The 21,250-nt window shown below is 35.8% G+C and carries 17 protein-coding genes, 1 tRNA gene and 5 pseudogenes; 16 read left to right on the forward strand and 7 right to left on the reverse strand.

The genetic code is table 11. The features are described 5' to 3' along the window. Positions 1–47 precede the first annotated feature (47 nt). Both ltrA (NL281_RS09275) and NL281_RS06240 read right to left on the reverse strand, forming a co-directional pair. Positions 48–1,145 (reverse strand): annotated as a pseudogene (ltrA, locus tag NL281_RS09275) (group II intron reverse transcriptase/maturase). 909 nt (positions 1,146–2,054) lie between these two features. Next, positions 2,055–2,378, reverse strand: a complete 324-nt coding sequence (locus tag NL281_RS06240; RefSeq protein WP_253303175.1) for a hypothetical protein — start codon at positions 2,376–2,378, stop codon at positions 2,055–2,057. A gap of 154 nt (positions 2,379–2,532) precedes the next feature. On the opposite strand from NL281_RS06240, the gene NL281_RS06245 reads away from it, so the two are divergent. The 4 genes and pseudogenes from NL281_RS06245 to NL281_RS09280 all read left to right on the forward strand — a co-directional run. Beyond that, positions 2,533–2,835, forward strand: a complete 303-nt coding sequence (locus tag NL281_RS06245) for a transposase (RefSeq protein WP_253303176.1) — start codon at positions 2,533–2,535, stop codon at positions 2,833–2,835. Positions 2,836–2,906: 71 nt separating this feature from the next. Further along, positions 2,907–3,149: a transposase gene (locus NL281_RS08850; protein ID WP_370274070.1), complete on the forward strand. Its 243-nt coding sequence runs from the start codon at positions 2,907–2,909 to the stop codon at positions 3,147–3,149. A gap of 135 nt (positions 3,150–3,284) precedes the next feature. Continuing rightward, positions 3,285–3,431, forward strand: coding sequence for a hypothetical protein (locus tag NL281_RS06255; RefSeq protein ID WP_253303177.1), 147 nt, complete (start codon positions 3,285–3,287; stop codon positions 3,429–3,431). A gap of 208 nt (positions 3,432–3,639) precedes the next feature. Further along, positions 3,640–4,069: pseudogene (locus tag NL281_RS09280) on the forward strand (transposase); the annotation flags it as partial. Between the two features lie 360 nt (positions 4,070–4,429). On the opposite strand, the gene NL281_RS06260 reads toward NL281_RS09280, so the two are convergent. Beyond that, on the reverse strand, positions 4,430–5,215 hold the full coding sequence (locus tag NL281_RS06260) for a hypothetical protein (RefSeq protein ID WP_370274071.1): 786 nt from the start codon (positions 5,213–5,215) through the stop codon (positions 4,430–4,432). A gap of 65 nt (positions 5,216–5,280) precedes the next feature. Next, positions 5,281–5,571: pseudogene (locus tag NL281_RS06265) on the reverse strand (phage tail tube protein); the annotation flags it as partial. Positions 5,572–6,561: 990 nt separating this feature from the next. On the opposite strand from NL281_RS06265, the pseudogene ltrA (NL281_RS09285) reads away from it, so the two are divergent. The 3 genes and pseudogenes from ltrA (NL281_RS09285) (at position 6,562) to NL281_RS06280 (ending at position 10,198) form a co-directional block, all read left to right on the forward strand. Then, positions 6,562–7,611: pseudogene (gene ltrA / locus NL281_RS09285) on the forward strand (group II intron reverse transcriptase/maturase). A 65-nt stretch (positions 7,612–7,676) separates the two neighbouring features. Further along, positions 7,677–8,765, forward strand: coding sequence for an IS481 family transposase (locus tag NL281_RS06275; RefSeq protein ID WP_253303703.1), 1,089 nt, complete (start codon positions 7,677–7,679; stop codon positions 8,763–8,765). A 203-nt stretch (positions 8,766–8,968) separates the two neighbouring features. Beyond that, a pseudogene (locus NL281_RS06280) lies at positions 8,969–10,198 on the forward strand (IS4 family transposase). Positions 10,199–10,207: 9 nt separating this feature from the next. Here the strand turns inward: NL281_RS06280 and NL281_RS06285 are convergent. Both NL281_RS06285 and NL281_RS06290 read right to left on the reverse strand, forming a co-directional pair. After that, positions 10,208–10,456, reverse strand: coding sequence for a hypothetical protein (locus NL281_RS06285; RefSeq protein WP_253303180.1), 249 nt, complete (start codon positions 10,454–10,456; stop codon positions 10,208–10,210). 195 nt (positions 10,457–10,651) lie between these two features. Then, entirely contained in the window at positions 10,652–12,103 is a 1,452-nt protein-coding gene (locus NL281_RS06290) for a replicative DNA helicase (RefSeq protein ID WP_182320382.1), read from the reverse strand. A gap of 114 nt (positions 12,104–12,217) precedes the next feature. Between NL281_RS06290 and NL281_RS06295 the strand changes: the two genes are divergently transcribed. From NL281_RS06295 to radC, 4 genes are all read left to right on the forward strand, one after another. Continuing rightward, positions 12,218–12,300: transfer RNA gene (locus NL281_RS06295), tRNA-Leu, on the forward strand. A gap of 24 nt (positions 12,301–12,324) precedes the next feature. Then, a complete protein-coding gene (locus NL281_RS06300) occupies positions 12,325–12,921 on the forward strand; it encodes an RDD family protein (protein WP_253303739.1) in 597 nt (198 codons plus the stop codon). 226 nt (positions 12,922–13,147) lie between these two features. Then, positions 13,148–13,294 carry a hypothetical protein gene (locus NL281_RS06305; RefSeq protein ID WP_007549158.1) on the forward strand — a complete coding sequence of 49 codons (147 nt, stop codon included), beginning with the start codon at positions 13,148–13,150 and terminating at the stop codon, positions 13,292–13,294. After that, on the forward strand, positions 13,269–13,943 hold the full coding sequence (gene radC / locus NL281_RS06310) for a RadC family protein (RefSeq protein ID WP_010962534.1): 675 nt from the start codon (positions 13,269–13,271) through the stop codon (positions 13,941–13,943). Before NL281_RS06305 ends, radC begins: the two co-directional genes overlap by 26 nt. 389 nt (positions 13,944–14,332) lie before the next feature. On the opposite strand, the gene NL281_RS06315 is transcribed toward radC, so the two are convergent. After that, on the reverse strand, positions 14,333–17,674 hold the full coding sequence (locus tag NL281_RS06315) for a UvrD-helicase domain-containing protein (protein ID WP_253303181.1): 3,342 nt from the start codon (positions 17,672–17,674) through the stop codon (positions 14,333–14,335). Positions 17,675–17,755: 81 nt separating this feature from the next. On the opposite strand from NL281_RS06315, the gene NL281_RS06320 reads away from it, so the two are divergent. From NL281_RS06320 to holA, 5 genes are all read left to right on the forward strand, one after another. Then, positions 17,756–18,622: a 4-(cytidine 5'-diphospho)-2-C-methyl-D-erythritol kinase gene (locus NL281_RS06320; protein WP_253303182.1), complete on the forward strand. Its 867-nt coding sequence runs from the start codon at positions 17,756–17,758 to the stop codon at positions 18,620–18,622. Between the two features lie 3 nt (positions 18,623–18,625). Further along, the gene (locus NL281_RS06325; RefSeq protein ID WP_209472851.1) at positions 18,626–18,982 is read left to right on the forward strand and encodes an Mth938-like domain-containing protein; all 357 of its coding nucleotides are present in this window, start codon (positions 18,626–18,628) and stop codon (positions 18,980–18,982) included. Position 18,983: 1 nt separating this feature from the next. Continuing rightward, positions 18,984–19,793, forward strand: coding sequence for a metal ABC transporter permease (locus NL281_RS06330; protein WP_253303183.1), 810 nt, complete (start codon positions 18,984–18,986; stop codon positions 19,791–19,793). Between the two features lie 131 nt (positions 19,794–19,924). Beyond that, positions 19,925–20,104, forward strand: a complete 180-nt coding sequence (locus tag NL281_RS06335; protein ID WP_007548716.1) for a hypothetical protein — start codon at positions 19,925–19,927, stop codon at positions 20,102–20,104. A 5-nt stretch (positions 20,105–20,109) separates the two neighbouring features. Beyond that, positions 20,110–21,102, forward strand: coding sequence for a DNA polymerase III subunit delta (holA, locus tag NL281_RS06340; protein WP_253303184.1), 993 nt, complete (start codon positions 20,110–20,112; stop codon positions 21,100–21,102). The last annotated feature ends 148 nt before the right edge of the window (positions 21,103–21,250 follow it).

Below are 21,250 nucleotides of genomic sequence, written 5' to 3' on the forward strand. Positions count from 1 at the left end.
GCAGCTTTCCCGCACACGGCTCCACAATGTAGTATTCACAGCATTTCCTATTTTGTATATAATGAGTAGCATATTCTTGGTTTTGGTAATGGATTAACTTGTAGATAGTGTATAAATTGCTTTGAATTCATACTCTTCTTCTGACTACGTCGGTTTATCCATTTATACGCTAGCTTGATTACCCGCCAGAAGAATTTATTCAACCACCGGTAATTTCCGCTAACTCCGAAGTAGTTATAGTGTCCTGTTAGTTTTGCTTTAAGTATTGACCACCAATCTTTAAGGTGAACTTTATTTCGGATCTTTTTCACCCATTCTTTGATTTCTTTAAGTTTTCTAGATAGATTTTCTTTCGAGGTTTTATGACCTACCATTACTCTACCTTTACGACTCCTTGTACCATAATGGGTGAATCCTAGAAAGTTGAAACTTTCCGTTTTTCGTTTCTCCCTTATTCCTTGTTGCCACTCCTTTTTGCCAAACTTTACTATTCTTGTTTTGTCTTCAGATATTTCCAGTCCAAATTTTCCTAGCCTTTGTTTCAGTGACTCTAAGAGTTCTCTAGCATCTTTTTCTCTTTCGCAGCAAATCAGGTGATCGTCTGCATACCTAACTAGCTCCATATAACCTTTAGATCTTAGCTTGAATTTCTTTTCAAACCACAAATCCAGCACATAATGCAACTATATATTAGCTAGTATAGGACTTACTATTCCCCCCTGAGGTGTGCCTAGTTCAGTTGCTTCATAATGTCCTGCTTCGACTACTCCTGCCTTAAGAAATCGTTTTACTAACCACAGTATGTTTGGGTCTGTTATCCGTTCTCTCAAGCATCTCATTAGCCATTTGTGCTGGACATTATCAAAGAATTTCTTGATATCAACTTCTACTACATAGTTAGTTGGTCTGTACATAACTGCTTTATTTAGTGCATTTACCGCTTGATGACAGCTTCTACCAGGACGAAAACCATATGAGTTATCCAGAAAGTTAGCTTCATAAATATTTTCTAATATCTTCTTCAGCATTATCTGGACTAACTTATCTTCTGTAGACGGTACTCCAAGCCCGCGTTTCTCTTTGCTTCCAGCTTTTGGTATATATACTCTTTTCACTGGTTGCGGTTGATATCGCTTTCTTTTCATACTATCCACCAGAGTGTTGAGCTTCTCTTCAAGATTTTCTCCATAAGCTTCTACTGTCACCTGGTCTATACCGCATGCTTTGTTATGCTTTAGCTCTTTATAACATTCAGCAAGATTCTCTGCGTTTATCAGATGAATTAACGATTAAATTTCAATCGTTTATCTTGCCTGGCTCTTACTGCTATCTGATTTAGTTTTCTTTGCACGTTATTCCAACCTCCGTTGTATTGGCATAGCAATTCCTAAACCAGTCACTATATTGCTGACCGCTTCCCCTTGTATGTGGCTTTCCCACACTCTGAGTACTATCAATCAGTCCGACTTCCTTTATATCTTCCGTCAGTACTCGCCTTTGTTGACTTGTTCCAACGTACCTTAATAGGAATACAAAGGATCTCCCAAGTTTACGTAAACTCCATCTCAACACGTGATACGGCCTCAGATCCCGATAGAGTGAGTGATAACTTGCCCTATTGTTACCCTTCTTGCTGTCTTCCACTATATGCAACGTGTCGACCTCTATGACATCGAGAATTTCGGGACTCAATACCTTCACTTTCGTTGTACCCTGTGTTGTCCATTCCACTAGCTTTACTACGCTCGTTACCTTACGCAGCATAGTGGTTTGTTCCAGCCTGCTGGCTAGGCTTTGCCTGGGTTGGATTTTCACCAACTGGACTTTACGCACTTTGCTTGGCGCACGCATGTTTCACCTAAAAAGGACACATTTTAGACTTCTTTATTGAAATAAAACAGAAACAAAAGTGCTGTTTATTGCACTCTTTGGATAATTTAATGATAAAAAATTTAGAGAGAAATTTTATACACTATCGCTGATATTTTTCCTTAAGTTGACGCCATTGCGTGAGACTTTGCGCCTCATACGGCTTCTCTCCAATTTGGTGCTTTTCATGCACACCTCCTGTGTAATTCATCGTGACAATGTTCATGTAACAAAGATAAGTTTTTGATCATATTGTTTCGTCTATTCCGGTCTTTGTGATGTATTTCTATTGTATCATCACTTTTAAACCATAGTCTACAATTATCACATTTACTTTGTTGTAACTTCAATAGTTTTATTACTCTTAATGGCTTATCTGGTATTTTTCTCAGACGTTTACCCCAATATACCCAATCACCATCATATGGAGATCTGGTTTTTTGCACTTTGATATGTCGTTTAATAACATGATCGCTGTGTATAATAAGATGTATCTTGTTACTTATCATAAAACGCCAGTTATCGTTATTATACTTTTTAAAGTATTTTCTTTTTATCCAGCATTTCCCTTTGTTTGGGTGCCTAAAGACTGACCTTACCTAGAAAAAGTGGAGAGAAAGAAAAGAGTTTTTTTGGGTAAAATAAAATTTTGGAGGATTAGAAATGGTAAGAGAATATACAGCAGAATTCAAATTGGAAGCTGTTAAACTGGCAAATGAACAAAGAAAGGCAGGTCAAACAATTACAAAAACAGCAAAGGATTTAGGAATAAAGGGTGGTTTATTAGGAAAATGGATAAAGAAACACAACGAAAAAAAGTCGGCAGCAGAAGCATTTCCAGGTAGAGGTAACATGGCTCCTTACGACAAAGAGAGGTTTGATTTACAAAGCAAGAGTAACAAGGGAAAGAGACATTTAAAAAAAAGCCCTGGCCAGTCAAAAAGAGTAAAATATTTTTTTATATAGTAACTGCTATAAAGTACAGGAATTATGTAGGATTTTCTGCTAGTGGCTACTATAAGTGGACCACAAGAAAAATAAGCAGTAGAGAATCAGCAAATAAAGAGCTACTCGCAGCTATTCAAAAAATATATCAAGTTTCTAAATGTAGATATGGAGCTCCTAAAATTCATGCTGAATTGAAGGCTTTGGGTAAAAGTTGCAATTTGAAAACGGTGCAAAGTATTATGCAGAAAAATGACATCAGGGCTATACTCTTACTATTACCCACAAATATAAATGTTTGTTGCATAGCTCTTAATGGCATAACTTTTGCTTGAAATAACTGTTTATATGGTGCAATTTACAGCTTTTAGTTGCTAAAATTATAACTCTTAGTTTAATAATTTTAATCTAATAAGCTTTCAGGTTAATAAAATTAAATTATTTGAGTAAATACAATACTATGTTTTTATTTGTGGGTAATAGTAAGGGCTATACTGAGAAGAAAGTTTAAAATTAAAAAACAACAAACAGATAATAGAGCTGTAGCTCCCAATATACTAGATCAAAACTTTATTGTTGATCAACCAAATAAAGTACTTACTATTACCCACAAATAAAAACATAGTATTGTATTTACTCAAATAATTTAATTTTATTAACCTGAAAGCTTATTAGATTAAAATTATTAAACTAAGAGTTATAATTTTAGCAACTAAAAGCTGTAAATTGCACCATATAAACAGTTATTTCAAGCAAAAGTTATGCCATTAAGAGCTATGCAACAAACATTTATATTTGTGGGTAATAGTAAGAATAAAGTATGGGATTACTTACATCAAAACCAAGGAGGGATGGCTATATTTGGCAGCAATAATTCTCACGTATGGTAGTTAATGAGTAGTGCAATAAATAAACAATTGGTTATGAACTCTTTATTAATGGCCATTAATAGGCGTAAACCTGTTAAAAATCTACTGCTGCACAGTGACCAAGGTTCACAATATACTGCGCAAGGGTATCAATATCTCTTAGCTGTAAAGAATATAGATGAGTAATAAAGGCTGTTGTTACGACAATTCTGTTGCAGAAAGCTTCTTTAGCTCATTGAAAAGAGAAATACTTATTGATACTTCACAACACTCTGCTCAACAAACTAGAACTGCAATATTTGAATACTTAGAAATTTTTTATAACAAACAACGTCACTATTAACTATTGCATTCCAGAACAATTTGATGCATCATTCTTTTTGTAAAAAACATTCCACACTTTCTCTCCACTTTTTCTGGGTAAGGTCAGTTGGATTTTCACCAACTGTATTCTAAATGCTTACTTGGCGCACCCATAACAAAAATGCCTGAAAAACGTTAATAATTATATACTATTATTAATAATTATTCAATCATATTTTAAGCTTACAATTTTGAGCTTAACTGACGCTTATGGATAGGGGCAACTCTATCACCCTGTGTTATGTTTATTTTCTAACGGACGCTGATTTTTGTATCGTAATTTCTTGCTATAAATTGGTTATATAAGAGCTGGCTTCTAAAATTTTATAACCCTAATTTGAATTAACAGACAGTAGAATCGAAAGATTATTACAAGGAGAAATCTACACAGATCGACCCTTTTGTGAATCTGCGTTTCTGCTTTCTTCAACTTGTTTTGCAAAAGATGTTTCCGGTTTCTGAAGTGGCTTAGCAATTTCACGCACAACGGCAATAACTGCTGTTAAAAACGTTTTTAACAATGCACCTAAAGCTCCACCAACTGCTTCCCTGCCATGTATATGAGCTTGCTTTTCGTTATCGTCAGCAGTTTCCCCTGCTCTCCTTCTTGGATCCATCCTATGAGCAATCACCGAAAACAACACTCCCCTGATTGAAGACTTCACTTTTTCCTTTGCTTCGTGGACATCCCCATCTTTTGCTGTTTCATGTCCATGACTTAAGTGTTTAGCGTTCATTAGCTCCTTTTGTTGCTGGGCAAACATGCTACTTAATACTTCTTCTATCACTTGCTTTCTTCTCTTCTCTCTAACTCTTTTCATAGATTCTGATTTATCACGAGTATGCTTTGTGGTTTCAAATTCTGCATCAATATCTTCGGACGCAGCCTGACTATATAAAGTCTCTATGAGCCTGTCTATGCTTCGCTTTATTTGCATAGTCCTTTCGTAACTATCCGAATTATCAATTCCTTCGTCGATCTGATTTAGAATATCCTCAAAAACTTTCAAATAGTCTTGAATATACTGTATTATGTATTGCTTATCTTCCTCTTTGTGTTGTTCTTCTTGATTTTGCTGATTTTCATTTTCTAAACTTTTCTCTCTTTTATCATCGTTATTTTCTTCAATATCATCACTGTCTTCCTCGAAAAGGTCTTTGTCGTTCATGATTTTTTTTAATTTAGTTAAAATTCTCACCAGTTACTATTGTATATGAAAAGATTAAATTAACATTAATGAAAAGCGTTTACAACTTCAGCGCTAGCTAAAACGACAGTAAAGCTGTCAAAAGTAACAGGATCATAATACCTCTCATACAATTCAACTGAACACCTAAGCCTTATCTTTTCCTTAGCATTAAAACTAATTTCATAATCATTATTAGAGTTTAGCATAGCAGAATTACGTAATAATTCATCAGCTAATACAGAGTCTAAAATTCCATTAATTTTTATCGTAATGTGTCTGCTTCCAGCAGAATCCAATACTTTTCTCCAGCCAAAAGAAGAAATATCTTGTATCTTGAAAAAAGCATCTAATGCTTTAAGCTTAAGCATTAGATGGAGAAGGGAAAAACTCTGGGCAATACCTTAGATATAAAATCTGTGGGAAAGAAAAGAGTTCCCTTCTCAAAAGTAGAGGCTGGACGGACAATGGCGTCAACTTAAGGAAAAATATCAGCGATAGTGTATAAAATTTCTCTCTAAAACTTTTACCATTAAATTATCCAGAAGCCGCAGGAAACAGCACTTTTGTTTCTATTTTATTTCAACAAAGAAGTCTAAAATGTGTCCTTTTTAGGTGAAACATGCGTGCGCCAAGCAAAGTGCGTAAAGTCCAGTTGGTGAAAATCCAACCCAGGCAAAGCCTAGCCAGCAGGCTGGAACAAACCACTATGCTGCGTAAGGTAACGAGCGTAGTAAAGCTAGTGGAATGGACAACACAGGGTACAACGAAAGTGAAGGTATTGAGTCCCGAAATTCTCGATGTCATAGAGGTCGACACGTTGCATATAGTGGAAGACAGCAAGAAGGGTAACAATAGGGCAAGTTATCACTCACTCTATCGGGATCTGAGGCCGTATCACGTGTTGAGATGGAGTTTACGTAAACTTGGGAGATCCTTTGTATTCCTATTAAGGTACGTTGGAACAAGTCAACAAAGGCGAGTACTGACGGAAGATATAAAGGAAGTCGGACTGATTGATAGTACTCAGAGTGTGGGAAAGCCACATACAAGGGGAAGCGGTCAGCAATATAGTGACTGGTTTAGGAATTGCTATGCCAATACAACGGAGGTTGGAATAACGTGCAAAGAAAACTAAATCAGATAGCAGTAAGAGCCAGGCAAGATAAACGATTGAAATTTAATCGTTAATTCATCTGATAAACGCAGAGAATCTTGCTGAATGTTATAAAGAGCTAAAGCATAACAAAGCATGCGGTATAGACCAGGTGACAGTAGAAGCTTATGGAGAAAATCTTGAAGAGAAGCTCAACACTCTGGTGGATAGTATGAAAAGAAAGCGATATCAACCGCAACCAGTGAAAAGAGTATATATACCAAAAGCTGGAAGCAAAGAGAAACGCGGGCTTGGAGTACCGTCTACAGAAGATAAGTTAGTCCAGATAATGCTGAAGAAGATATTAGAAAATATTTATGAAGCTAACTTTCTGGATAACTCATATGGTTTTCGTCCTGGTAGAAGCTGTCATCAAGCGGTAAATGCACTAAATAAAGCAGTTATGTACAGACCAACTAACTATGTAGTAGAAGTTGATATCAAGAAATTCTTTGATAATGTCCAGCACAAATGGCTAATGAGATGCTTGAGAGAACGGATAACAGACCCAAACATACTGTGGTTAGTAAAACGATTTCTTAAGGCAGGAGTAGTCGAAGCAGGACATTATGAAGCAACTGAACTAGGCACACCTCAGGGGGGAATAGTAAGTCCTATACTAGCTAATATATAGTTGCATTATGTGCTGGATTTGTGGTTTGAAAAGAAATTCAAGCTAAGATCTAAAGGTTATATGGAGCTAGTTAGGTATGCAGACGATCACCTGATTTGCTGCGAAAGAGAAAAAGATGCTAGAGAACTCTTAGAGTCACTGAAACAAAGGCTAGGAAAATTTGGACTGGAAATATCTGAAGACAAAACAAGAATAGTAAAGTTTGGCAAAAAGGAGTGGCAACAAGGAATAAGGGAGAAACGAAAAACGGAAAGTTTCAACTTTCTAGGATTCACCCATTATGGTACAAGGAGTCGTAAAGGTAGAGTAATGGTAGGTCATAAAACCTCGAAAGAAAATCTATCTAGAAAACTTAAAGAAATCAAAGAATGGGTGAAAAAGATCCGAAATAAAGTTCACCTTAAAGATTGGTGGTCAATACTTAAAGCAAAACTAACAGGACACTATAACTACTTCGGAGTTAGCGGAAATTACCGGTGGTTGAATAAATTCTTCTGGCGGGTAATCAAGCTAGCGTATAAATGGATAAACCGACGTAGTCAGAAGAAGAGTATGAATTCAAAGCAATTTATACACTATCTGTATTAAACAAGACTTGATCTGACACTTTAAAAAAGTAAGTTATAAAATAATAAAAGAAAGGAGTGTTAGAAATGAGTACAATACAAACAAAAATACTAAAACCAAAGCTAGGGTTATTAGAACTAGCAAAACAACTAGGAAATGTATCTCAAGCATGCAAAGTGATGGGATACTCAAGAGATACATTTTATCGATTCAAAGAGTTGTACGAAAATGGAGGAGAAGAAGCATTACATGAGATAAGTAAGAAAAAACCTCTATTAGCGAATAGAGTTTCCGACGATATAGAAAGAGCAGCGATTGGTATAGCAACAGAATTTCCAGCATATGGGCAAGAAAGAGCTGCAAATGAACTGAGAAAAAGAGGTATAATAATTTCTCAGGGAGGAGTGAGATCTATATGGCTGAGAAATGATCTTGAAACTTTCAAGAAAAGACTTAAAGCACTGGAAGCAAAAGTAGCTCAAGATGGAATTATATTAACCGAAGAGCAACTTGCAGCTTTAGAAAAAGTTAAAGAACAAAGAGAAGCACATGGTGAAATTGACACCGAACATTCAGGTTATTTGGGTTCTCAAGATACCTATTATGTAGGTAATATAAAAGGTATAGGAAGAATCTACCAGCAGACCTTCATTGATACTTATTCTCGAGTAGCATTTGCCAAGCTTTATACAGACAAAACGGCTATTACTGCTGCTGACTTGCTGAATGATAGAGTGATACCATTTTTTGATGAGCAAAATGTGCCATTATTGCGTATCCTTACAGACCGAGGAACAGAGTATTGTGGTAAGCCTGAAAATCACGCTTATCAGCTTTATTTGGGAATCGAAAATATCGATCATTCTAGGACCAAAGCCAATTCTCCACAGACTAATGGCATATGTGAAAGGTTTCATAGAACTATGCAAGATGAGTGTTACAATATTATCTTCAGAAAGAAAATCTACAATTCTTTGGAAGGTCTACAGATTGATGTTGATTATTGGTTGCGTTCTTACAATGAAACAAGACCGCATTCAGGTAAATATTGCTATGGTAAGACGCCTATGCAGACTTTTCTTGATAGCAAACATGTTGCTTTTCAGAAAAATATTAGTAGCATTACACAAGAGACTGATATTAGTTTTGACTACCTCAATTCTTCTGTCAGTTAATTCTTGTCTGTCAGATTAAGTCTTGTCTTTTACACACTATCTACAAGTTAATCCATTACCAAAACCAAGAATATGCTACTCATTATATACAAAATAGGAAATGCTGTGAATACTACATTGTGGAGCCGTGTGCGGGAAAGCTGCAAGCACGGTTCTGGTGGGGGAGTCATAGCGATAAAACTTAATCAGGAGGATTTAAAACTATGACTTCTACCAAACAAAAAGGAAAAAATTTTATTCTACAAATTAAAAATATAATATACTCGAAAGCTTTTCAGAGAATCCATTGTGTTGAGTTTTACACGAACAAGAAAACTTCCTTTTTCGGCAGTATTTTCTATGATTTTAAAGTTAGTTAAAAAAAGTTTGGGAATAGAATGTGAACTTATGGAGCCATTGACATGTACCCTCAAAGCAAGCTTTTTCTAAAGCAAGATATAAGATTTATCATACAGGTTTTAAAGAATTTAAGCATCCAAACAGCCTATCAGGATGAACCTGAGTTGGAGAGGCTATAGACTTATTGCAGCAGATGGTTCTGGTATGAGATTACCCAGCTCTGAGGAAATTGTATCCGAGTTTGGCCGCTTTAAACCAAATGGAACAACAGGCACAATGCCACCATTGGCAATTTGTTTGTTGATTTGTGTACTTCGCTGATTTGTAGTGCTCGTCTTGCGGCTTGGAATATAGGTGAACAAACGTTGGCGGAAGAGCAATTACCCGAAGTTATCACTCAAATGCGTTCATTAAATCAAAAGAAATTATTATTTATCTATGATCGTCTTCAGTAAAATTCATTCAGCAGCATTATGATTTGGAAGTAGATTTTATTTTTCGCTTGCAAAAAAGAAATTATAGCAAGCTATGGGAACGCTGGCGAATTAGATTTCGATTTTATATTAGAAAATGAAAAGCTAAAAAATAAAATGAAAGGACAGAAAGTAAGAGTTATAGTGCTGACATTAGCCAACTGAGAAACAGAGGTATTGATTACTTCACTTTTTGACCGAGTAAAATTTATTTTGGAAGATATCAGCAAAGCTTATGTGTTAAGGTGGCATATAGAGGAGTGCTATAAACGACTCAAAATAGGTGCAGAATTAGAGAATTTTTCTGGCGTAAATTTAGAGGCTGTATTACAAGAATTTTGGGCAAACTTAGTCATGTGTAATATATTGTCGCTTCATATGTGTGATGCACAAGGGCCTTGGAATCCAGATCAAATTGCTGAGTATCGTTTAAATTTTTCGGTTTTATTTGGTGTAATGAGGCAGAAACTCTATCAGGTACTTATTGCGCCAAAAAACTTTCAAGCCCTTTTTGATAGAGCAAGTATACGCGCTAAAGTTAAAATCCGACCGGGACGATTGTATAGCCGCGATAAGGTAGATAAGCCCAAACGCCATCATGTCTTTAGGAGAGTTTGCTAATGAAAGTTCTTAAGTTGACGCCATTGCCTGTACTACAGCTTCTTTCTCAGAAATTATTTTACCTTTAGCTTCTACTTTACTTTTTTCATCAGCAAGCTGAGCTTCCTTCTCAGAAATTGTTTTGTTCTTACTAATTGCTTTATACGAAAGTGCAATAGTTACAACAGAAAACACAGCATAACCAATAATAAATGGCAAGCCAACACTTAATGCTGCAACTGGAGCTAAGAAACCAATATAAGGAGCTGCAGCAAACACTCCAGATGCTAATAAAGTGAAAGTAGCCAGAGTTCCAGCTATATAATAGGGTACATTGTCTTTACTTATCATGATTATTCCTCACGTATCATAAAGTATAATACCATTATAAAAGGATTTTTAAGAAGTTGTCAAGCTATCTTTACATAAAAAAAAATAATTGATAAACTTGGGAACAAGAAGATTGCTGCCAAGCTATGAACTATGCCTTTCCGTGTAATCTTTAAATGCACCTCTGTTAGAGTCAAAATATAGCTTCACACTGCCAATTGGTCCATTTCTCTGCTTTGCAATAATGAGCTCTGCAATGTTTCTAATTTTTTCCATTTTCTCTTGCCATTCCCGATGTTTATTGTTTCCTTCATTTGGCTGTTTTCTTAGTTCATAATACTCTTCTCTATAGAGAAACATTACTATATCTGCGTCTTGCTCTATGCTCCCTGAATCACGTAAATCAGAAAGTTGTGGTTTTTTATCATCCCTCTGCTCAACAGAACGAGAGAGCTGAGATAGTGCAACAATGGGAATATTTAGCTCCTTTGCAATTGCTTTCAAACCCTGCGTCACTTCCGAGATTTCTTGCACTCTATTTTCATTACTCCTTTTTGTTGTTCCTCTGATTAGCTGCAAATAATCAATGAATACCACTTCTACATTATATAATTGATACAGCAAGCGTATTCTGGTGCGAAGGGCACTAATTGATAGCGCAGGGGTGTCATCTATGATGAAAGGCAGTTCAGATAATTCTGTACTAGTATTGATAAATTCATGCAATTCAAAATCACTAATTCTCCCGGTTAATGCCTTATAATAACTAATCCCTGAATCTATAGTGATCAGCCTTGCAGTTAATTGCTCTGCTGACATTTCAAGCGAGAAAAACGCTACATAGTGTTGCTTATCTGCTCTTTTTTGCAACATCTTACAAGCATTAAGTGCGATGTTTAGCGCCAATGCTGTTTTACCCATAGAAGGCCTTGCAGCTAAAATTAATAAATCAGATTTTTGTAGACCACCAAGAAGCTGATTTAGATCTTGAAGTCCGGTTGTAACGCCTAGCGCTTCTGGATTATTTTTCAGTGTGCTGATCTTCTCAACTACATCTTTAATTGAACTTGCAAGTTTTATATATGTTTTCTCACCTTGTTTTTTTACTGCCAAATTGAACAATTTTGTCATTGCTTGTTCAATTTGCGCCTGTGCAGGATTTTCAATATCGTAGTTGTAGCTATCACCAACTATTTCTTGCCCGAGCTTGATTAAACATCTCCTTAAGTAAGTATCACGGATTATTCTAGTTAAACTATAAATATCAAGTGCAATACTTGCCTTCGCTGCAAGCTTTGCTAAGTACTCTACCCCACCACATTCGGTAAACGCTTGGTCGTTCTCAAAAAACATTTTGAGGCTCAGTTCATTGGCAACTATACCGTGTTTCCTGGTTTTAGATATTTGCGTAAAAATACTTTGATGCAGTGGATCATAGAAATTTTCTGCTGTAATTGTGTCTTCAACTGCATCACAGATTCTATTATCACGAATCATTGCACCAATAAGCATCTGTTCAGCTTCTAGATTATGCGGTAATTTACATATTTCCTTGTCTACACTTCTTGAACCCAAGAGACTAGCTAATTCATTCATTTTAAGTTTTGAGAGTAACTGTTGATTATTGTAGAATATTTAGTCCTCATTTGAAAGATGTAAAGGCAAAAAAATTTGACTAATTCCGTGTTGCCTATAGCATTAAAACTTAATGCCCCTGTGGTGGAATGGTAGACACGGCAGACTCAAAATCTGTTGCTTGCAAAAGCATGCTGGTTCAAGTCCGGCCAGGGGCACGTTAAATATTGGAAAGTGTATATATGTTACATAAATTTTTTGATCGTTTATTTTCTATTTTTTCTTCTATAAATGTTATTCAAAAGGTAAAGAAAGATGAAAATGGGATATGTTATGTAACGGGCCTCAGGCGCTATATATCAGTATTGCTTGATTTAATTATTATCGCTTTGTTCTTGCAGTTTTGCGGCCAAGCCTTTAATCAGCTCTTTACAAACTCAGAGGATAGCAAAATATTAAGTCAAATTGATGCAAAATCCCCAATGCAAGCGCCACTGTCTGCAGAAGAAAAGACAACGCAGAGTAGACTTGGTAAACTGTGGATCCTAAATCAAATAGTCCAATGCATTATGCTCTTTTGCTATGTAGCATACATGTGGGTAAGGTTTGCTGCTACACCTGGAAAACTATTACTTGGGCTTAGAGTTGTGGATGCACAAACTTTCGAAAAGATAACTTTAAGACAAGCAACAAAGAGATTTTTTTCCTTTATATTGTCAGTTGCACCATTGTTCTTGGGCTTTTTATGGTCAAATTTCAACAAACGCTGTCAAACTTGGCACGATAAGATCGCAGGCACAGTGGTTGTCACGAGTAAAAGCCTTAGAAGGCAGAGCTAAAAACTATTTGACACCCTTCGCCAGCCCCTTTATCATGATACTGAAGGTATTCATTTATCTTCAATCTGTGCAGATTAAACGACAACAGTATTACGTATTGGCGTCTTATTTTTAATTTTTTGCACTATGTGCATGCACTGGGATGACACCTCTGGGCACTGCCGTCGTAAAGGAACCAGTGTCAGCTACTCGTATGACAAAGGAGGACAGTGTCTCAGCTACTTTCATGACACCATTTGCTGTCTTTAAAAATGAATGTTCTTACAATTGTGCGTCATGCGCTTTATTAAATATTTTACTTAAAAATCTAATTTCTTATTATACAAGAGATAAGCAATTCATTGATGATGAAAAATTACAAAAAGGGGCATAGAAAGCGCCTAAGAGAGAAAATTATTTTAGATAATGGACAATCATTACTTGATTATGAAGTTTTAGAGCACATTTTATATTCAGCATATAGTAGAATTGATGTAAAACCGGTGGCAAAGAGTTTGATAGAAAGTTTTGGCAGCTTAAATAAAGTTTTTAATGCTGACCTGGAAGCGCTGCAAAACGTTGATGATGTCAGCAATGCAGCGATATCTGCCATCTTTTGTGTAAAACAAGCCTTTGTTCGTTCTGCAAGAGAAGAAATAAAAAACCTGCCTGTAATCGATAACTGGGAAAAATTGCTTGATTATTTAAGAATAAGTATAGGAAGCCTCAATAAGGAAAATTTTCGTGTCATCTATATGAATAAAAAGTATCGTCTAATAGCGGAAGACCTGCAAAATATTGGTACAGTAGATCAAACTCCTCTTTATGTCAGAGAGATCATCAAGCGCGCACTTTTGATTGGTTCAACATCCATTGTAATATCTCACAATCATCCAAGCGGAGATACACAACCTTCAAATAGCGATATATCTCTCACTAGACAACTAGCAGAAGCTTGCCAAAGTATAGGAATAGAATTAATAGACCACATTATTATTACATTCAGTAGCTATTTTAGTTTCAAGGAAAATAGGTTGTTGTGAAAGCCTTTATAGCTACAGTAACTTAGATTTACCGACAATCGTCATTTCGCTACGTGTTAGCGGCTAAGAGATACCGTGACGGGATGACGTAGGGGTTGCCGAGAACTTGTCATTCCAGTGCTTGACACTGGAATCCAGTTTTCTTTACAAATTCACCAAAAGTGCTTCATTCTATAACGCAAAACCCATACTCACCAAACCCAATGCATTACTTGCAATTAAGTTTCCTGGATCCCAGTGTCTGGGCACTGGGATGACACCGTCATAAAGGAACCAGTGTCAGCTACTGGTAGGCCCAAATCGCAATGTTCGTACAGTTGTGGAATGAATCGCGGGATGACGGTTCGCGGTGGTATGACGTAGTAGCTATTTCTTGCAATCAAGTTTCGTTAAAAGTCAGATTGAATGGTTAAATCTTCCACCCAAATAACCACGCACTCTACTTGCTTGTTTGGATATATTTCTTGTACTAAGGTTTTATAGATTAACATCTGTTTTTTTATTTCATTTAATAAGGAAACAGAAACGTTACGGTGTGATTTGTAGTCAATTATGATTGCTTTATCTTGCGTTATGCATAGCCTATCTAGTCGTACTAATACTGACTTGCCATCAATTGTTCCACTCAGTGTAATCTCTGATTTGCCTTCCAAGTCAAACAAATAGCCATATTTTTCATTAAAGGCTAATATTTTACTGTAAATTTCATCCTTATCTTCGCTGATGTTATCAAGGTATTTTCTGACCCAATTTTTTCTCCTTTCTTTTTCTATCTTGGGCATATACTGCAATATGCTGTGAATAATCAGGCCTCTTGCATAACCATCTGTCATCCAAGTAGCTGACACTGGGATCCATTCTGCTCCTTCTTTTTCACTGGATTCCAGCGTCACGCGCTGGGATGACACCGAAGAGTGGGCTAAAGCTGGTGGAAGGGAAATGACCGGAACGTCAAAGTAATCACGTTTTTTATAAATGTAAGGGTAGTTTGCATTCACGCATAATACTTCAACTTTTTCTTTAAATATTGGCCGTAAACCCCTTTGTTTCTTTTCATATGGTTCTCCATACTTAGTGATTAGATCATACCAAGAGCCCTTTTGCACTGGCTCTTTACTTAAGATGTATAACTCATCTTCAGCACGCGTGAGTGCTACGTATAATAAACGCAAATATTCATTATAATCCTCTAGTTTTTTCTCTCTTTTTACTTGATCGCAATAAGCGTTGTTGTTTTTTCCACACCAAAATGGCACTTCTGTTCCATCAAAGATAATGCTTTCACTGTTTCTTGGCACTGTGTTTGTATCAACCAAAAATACTATGGGAGCTTGCAGACCTTTTGATTTATGAATTGTCATTATTCGCACAGCATTGCGTTCTGATTGCATATCATTCTTAATCTCCGGGTTATTCTCCTTGATCCACTGAACAAACGCTTGAAGAGATGGGTTCTCAAATTGCAACACAAGGTTCATAAATTCGTCTAGAACCTCGAAGCACTCAAGACCTAGCCTTGCAGCAAATTTCTTCTTACCTGTACGTAATATATGCGTAAATAGTGCAAGAGGAGACTCTGTGCGAGATAAGTTAATGAGATAGTTTAATTCACTATAGATAACCACAGAATAATCCTGAATTCTTTCCCATAGTGAATGCTCTTTACGGTCGTATGCAATGTTAAATAAATCATCCTCGGTGAAATTAAATAGCGGTGATTTTAAAGCATTTGCAAGAGCTAAATCATTTGCCTGGAGGAGTAAAAATTCGGCCAAAGCTATTAAGTCCTGCACGGCTATATAGTCCATAATTCTAAAATAATCCCGGCCTACAACTGGCACATTTGCTTTTTTAAGTTCGCTTATTATGTAATCAACTAACACGTTTCGTTGTCGCACCAAAATCATAATGTCTCTTGGCTCTATATGGCGATCTTTAGCGACTAAAATTCGCCCTTCATTTAACCAATTGTGAATTCTGTTGGCTATTGTTTGAGCAAGTAATCGGTCTGCTATTATATAATTTTCCCTGCATGTCAGAGGAATTTGTAAAGCTTGCTGTTCTTTCTCTTTGCGCTTTGGTAACGCTGGCCAAATTTCAATATATCCTTGGTCATTTTCTCTATGTGGAACATGTTTTATTTCATTATCATTAAAAGATATTTCTGCGCGGAAGTTATTAAATATTCTATCTACAAGCATCAAAACTTCTGGAGTTGAACGAAATGACTTTTCAAGTTGGCATGATATCCAATCTCTACCACCAGTTTTCGTATGAAAGTATTGTTGTATATAGTTGAATAGATGGGGATTTGCTCCTTGAAATCTGTATATGGATTGTTTTACGTCACCAACTACAAATAAGGTTCGCTTTTCATCATTACCGGCAAAAAATTCATCGCAGAGATTTGTTATAATTTTCCACTGGCTGATGCTATTGTCTTGTGCCTCGTCAACAAGGATGTGATCTATTTTTTGATCCAAGTTAAACAATATCCAATCTTTATAGTTTGGATTGCTGAGAAGATTTGTTGCTAAGTCAATTATATCATTGTAGTCAAGCAGTGCATTTTTTGATTTTTCACTATTATATAAATCAACATATACTTTAAATACACCAAGTAAGCTACTGGTTCTCTTGAATATTTGATAAGAGTTCATGTCTCTTATATGGGTAAATACTACATTCTGAACGCTCTCTATTATTTGCTCTGCATCTTTGAATTTCTCCAAAATACTTTTTGTTGCAATGGATGATATGCTCTTTTTTTCGTGCGATTCTGATTTGAGAAATACCTTGGCTAGGTTTTCTATTTTGGTGTCATTCCACTTTATTCCGGTGTCATCCGAGTAGCTGACACTGGTTCTTTTTTTCTGGATCCCAGCTGGGATGACAGTAGAATAAAGTATTTCACTATAACTCTGATCTCTTTTACTGCCTTCACTTAATATCTCGGCTAGTCTTTCCACGTGCTCGATTGTTTCACTCTGTAAGTCATGAATTTCATCTGGGGCGCTCAATTTATCTTTGATATATTTCGAATCATTTGCTGATATCGATCTTTTTATACATAAAGTATAAAGCAAATCGCGTAGTTTATTTTCATCAATTTCAGTTGCAATAAGGTTGATATCATCCTGCACAGTTTCGTTATGAAGCACTTTATTGAATATGATGGAATGTAATTCTTTGCATTCGCTCAGCGTGCAATTTGGAGCAATGCCAGCTTCTATAGGAAAGCTGGAGATTAATTTGTAACAGAAAGCGTGTATGGTTTGTATAGTTAGACCAAGATTTTCCAGTTCAGAGAAAAGCCTTCTTGCTCTTGTTAAGTGACGATCAAGTGCTTCATTTTTTCTGGATCCCTCCGTTATCCCAGCACTCTCCTTTGTCATCCCAGTGCTTGGCACTGGGATCCATTCTTCCTTTTTTCTGGATTCCAGCGTCACGCGCTGGAATGACACCGATTCCTCACTTAAATGCAAGAGGTCTAGTTGTTCCAGATCCATTATTAATTCACTCTCTGAGCATATTGCCCACTTACTGAGTATGCTGTGAATGCGATTCTCCATTTCGTTTGCTGCAGCATTGGTGAATGTTAAGCAAAGAATATTTCTTTTGTTTTCTAATAAAAGTCTCAATACTCTGTCTATTAAGATTTTTGTTTTGCCTGTACCAGCGGACGCATTTACCCACACAGAGAAATTAGGATTTATGGCATTTGATCTCATCAGAAGTGCGAGAACCTTATAAAAGTTGACTAGAATAGCATTATACATATAATGTAAAAATAGTGTTAGTGAAGATATATAATGAAAAGTTTTTGTGTAAAGGCGCCTGCAAAAATCAATCTTTTTTTGCATGTTGTAGACAAAAAAGAAACAGGGTATCACTTGATTGAAGGTTTATTTGTCTTTGCTAATCTCTCTAATTTTTTGGAAATAAAAGTAGGTGAGAAGGATTCTAGATACGATAACTCTACAGTTGAATTTATAAACTCCGAGTCTAAAATAAATAACCAATATAACACTGTAATGAAAGCGGTTAATCTGCTGCTTAGACATGCTCCAGTGCGTACTAAAGTTTCTATTAGAGTTGTAAAGAACATACCAATTGCTGCAGGACTTGGTAGCGGATCCTCAGATGCTGGAGCTGTGATACGCACGCTAGGGAAGCTGTGGGAGATTGATAGGACGATTTTAAATGAAATAGCCCTAAGCGTTGGCGCTGATGTTCCCGCAAGTGTAGATAGCAAGCCTGTCTTTGTTAGGGGTATTGGCGAAGAATTATGCCACATTAAAAAGTTCTCTTTACCCACGAATGTGGTGCTTGTGAAACCGAAAAAAAAGTTTTTGAGTACACCAGAGGTATTTTCCAAACATGAAGGAAAATTTTCTGAGCCAATTGAGTGGAGCGATGACGCTGAAAAGGATTTGTTGAAGCTTCTTAAAGAGACGAGAAACGATCTTCAAGAAATAGCAATAAGCTTTGTACCTGAAATTAAGGATGTGATATCAACACTTGAGTCACAAGAAGGCTCTATACTTTCTCGCATGTCAGGCAGTGGTGTATCATGCTTTGGAATATTCGATAGTGAGGAAAATGCAAAAGCTGCTGCAGTTAATATCGGAAAAAAGCAACCAGAATGGTGGGTATGTGACACTCAATTAATAGTTTGACTTATGCCCTTAATTTCCGAGAATAAAAATCTTATAAATGGTTACAGGGAAGGAAAATTTTTGGTGAATAATAGAGAATATTGCGGCTCAATTATAATTTTTCCTGAAAAGGTGATAAAATTGAAAGAAAGTGATATAAACAGCAAGGAGTATTTTGAATCTTTTTTAACAGAGGAAATAGAAATTTTGTTAATAGGTACTGGTAAAACACGCAATATACTAAGTTCTTCAGTGAAGTCCTATCTTATGGAACAAAAAGGTTTAAATTTTGAATTTATGACAACAGGTTCTGCATGCAGAACCCATAATATTCTGATATCCGAAGATAGATTTGTTGTCAGTTATCTAATAGCCATATAGCATGTTTGAAATGTTTACCCAGGATTTTTTCATCAACAGTCTAGTTGCAGTAGTCGTAATTAGCCTAGTAACAGGCGCTTTAGGATCGTTTATGATATGGCAAAGGTTATCTTATCTTGGTGATAGTTTGTCCCATTCTTCATTGCTTGGTATTGCACTTGCTTTGATCTTTAAGATTAGCCCATCGCTTAGCATAATGCTCATTGCAATTACATTTGCTATACTACTTTCTCTTAATTTTAACAGATTATATTCTGCTGATACGATATTGAACATTGTTACCAATGTAGTTTTATCATCGAGTTTAATACTTATGTCTTTTCTTCCATCTGGCAATAATAGTATTATTAGCTCACTGTTTGGTGATATATTAACGCTCGATCAAAGTGATATAATATCGATTTTTTTAACCTCTCTAATAGTTACTTTGATATTAATATTTAGATGGCGTTATTGGTTAATGATTTCAATTAATCAAGATTTAGCAGTAGTTGAGAAGATTAATGTTAATTTTGTTAGACTAGAATTTTTAATCACTCTTGCTATATTTATAGCAATTGCTGCCCAATTAATAGGAATATTACTTATTGCTGCATTTTTGCTAATACCAGCAGCATCTGCAAGGCTCATTTCGAAAACTCCGATGCAGATGATTATTGTTGCAACAGTTTTTTCTGTGATCTCTGGGATATCAGGTCTCATGTTATCTGCAAGTTTTGATTTGTTAACTGGACCTGCAATTATACTTGTTGCAGCCGTATATTTAATTATCGCTTATTTTATAAGGCTAGTATTAAGCAGGTTGGCTTAATTTTAATCTCGAATGTTAATAATTTTGTAATATACTCATTATAAAACATCACTATCTTAGCACAAAATAGTTTTTGCTATACTATTATTTATATGCTAATGATAAGTTGTTAATTTTATGGAGTAAGCAATATGAGCGAAGAAGGATTTTTTTCCAAATATATATCTCAACCTGTGAAAAAATTTTATAATTATATTACAGGAAAAACAGAAGAGTCGGATAATGTGCAGAGTACGGCAGATGATATTGTACAAGAAAGCTCAGAGTCTTTGGACACTCATGTACAATCAAATGAGAATGATATCATATAGGTGGCATGAGGGTTACACCATCCAAAGTTAAAAGATTCCTAGAGAAACCTGATGCTTTACGTGGTGTGTTAATTCATGGAAGTGATAACAGTAGGGTTGATTTTTATGTACAAGAAATAATTGCCAGTTTGGATGAGTATTCAGTTCAGGTGATAGATTTTGCAATAGTGAATAAGTCACCCGGTTTACTATTTTCTGAATTGGCAAACATTTCGATGTTTACCAGCAAAAAATTAATTAAGCTGATAAATGTGAGTGGAGGTATATCCAAAGAGTTAAAAAACGTATTGGATTATAACGCAAGTGGTCACTATGTAATGATGGTAGCAAGTGATCTTCCATATAATTCTGCGACTAAAAGTTATATGGAGAGTTCAAAAAATTTTGGTGTGATTGCTTGCTATAAGGACAGCAACAGCAATCTTTATGACATTATATCAAGTTACTTAAAACAAAATGATATAAAATGCACAAATGAGATAATCTACCATTTGCAATCTTACTTTAATCATAGCAAGCTGCCTATATGTTCAGAACTTGAGAAGTTAGTTTTATACTTAGGGGAGAGAAAAGACCTAAAACTTACTGATATAGAATTATGCTTTTCAACTTCCGGCAACGACTATGCTACACTTGATGATCTATGCTCTGCCATAGCAAGTAAAGATATGTCGCGCTTCATTAGAATTTCTGATGTATTGATATCGCAAGAAAATTTTTCACCGATAGCGCTAATTCGCATTATATCAAATTATTTCCTACGCCTTGAAAACGTTTTGCTGTCAGTGCAAGGTGGAATGAGTGAGCAGGCTGCGATTGATCAGCTAAGCCCTCCATTGTTTTTTAAACAATTGCAGAGTTTTAAATCTCATTTGAAAAGTTTGCAACTTTCAGAACTTAAGAAGATCTTGGAAAAATTGATAAGCTTAGAAGTTACCTGTAAAAAAACTGATTTAGATCATAAAATGATTTTTCAACATGCACTGACGGGTAGCTGACTACTCGGATCCAGCCTTTCTTATAATTTCATCAAAATGTTGTATTTTAACATAAAATAGCTGCTTTTATGCCTACCAAAATTCATTCTTTAGTGTGTGTCTCACAAGTATTCTTTGCTAATAGGATATTTTCGAATATAATTGAATA

Origin of the sequence: Wolbachia endosymbiont of Phyllotreta cruciferae (assembly GCF_918697765.1) — a bacterium.
Lineage (GTDB): Bacteria > Pseudomonadota > Alphaproteobacteria > Rickettsiales > Anaplasmataceae > Wolbachia > Wolbachia pipientis.

Bases quoted from the DNA above. Each gene is read 5' to 3' on its own strand.
- NL281_RS06330 (WP_253303183.1), top strand. From the start codon at position 18,984: ATGTTTGAAATGTTTACCCAGGATTTTTTCATCAACAGTCTAGTTGCA.
- NL281_RS06245 (WP_253303176.1), top strand. From the start codon at position 2,533: ATGGTAAGAGAATATACAGCAGAATTCAAATTGGAAGCTGTTAAACTG.
- NL281_RS06320 (WP_253303182.1), top strand. From the start codon at position 17,756: ATGAAAAGTTTTTGTGTAAAGGCGCCTGCAAAAATCAATCTTTTTTTG.
- NL281_RS06300 (WP_253303739.1), top strand. From the start codon at position 12,325: ATGTTACATAAATTTTTTGATCGTTTATTTTCTATTTTTTCTTCTATA.
- NL281_RS06290 (WP_182320382.1), bottom strand. From the start codon at position 12,103: ATGAATGAATTAGCTAGTCTCTTGGGTTCAAGAAGTGTAGACAAGGAA.
- NL281_RS06240 (WP_253303175.1), bottom strand. From the start codon at position 2,378: ATGATAAGTAACAAGATACATCTTATTATACACAGCGATCATGTTATT.
- radC (WP_010962534.1), top strand. From the start codon at position 13,269: ATGAAAAATTACAAAAAGGGGCATAGAAAGCGCCTAAGAGAGAAAATT.
- NL281_RS06260 (WP_370274071.1), bottom strand. From the start codon at position 5,215: ATGAACGACAAAGACCTTTTCGAGGAAGACAGTGATGATATTGAAGAA.
- NL281_RS06275 (WP_253303703.1), top strand. From the start codon at position 7,677: ATGAGTACAATACAAACAAAAATACTAAAACCAAAGCTAGGGTTATTA.
- holA (WP_253303184.1), top strand. From the start codon at position 20,110: ATGAGGGTTACACCATCCAAAGTTAAAAGATTCCTAGAGAAACCTGAT.
- NL281_RS06335 (WP_007548716.1), top strand. From the start codon at position 19,925: ATGAGCGAAGAAGGATTTTTTTCCAAATATATATCTCAACCTGTGAAA.
- NL281_RS06305 (WP_007549158.1), top strand. From the start codon at position 13,148: ATGACACCATTTGCTGTCTTTAAAAATGAATGTTCTTACAATTGTGCG.
- NL281_RS06325 (WP_209472851.1), top strand. From the start codon at position 18,626: ATGCCCTTAATTTCCGAGAATAAAAATCTTATAAATGGTTACAGGGAA.
- NL281_RS06315 (WP_253303181.1), bottom strand. From the start codon at position 17,674: ATGAGATCAAATGCCATAAATCCTAATTTCTCTGTGTGGGTAAATGCG.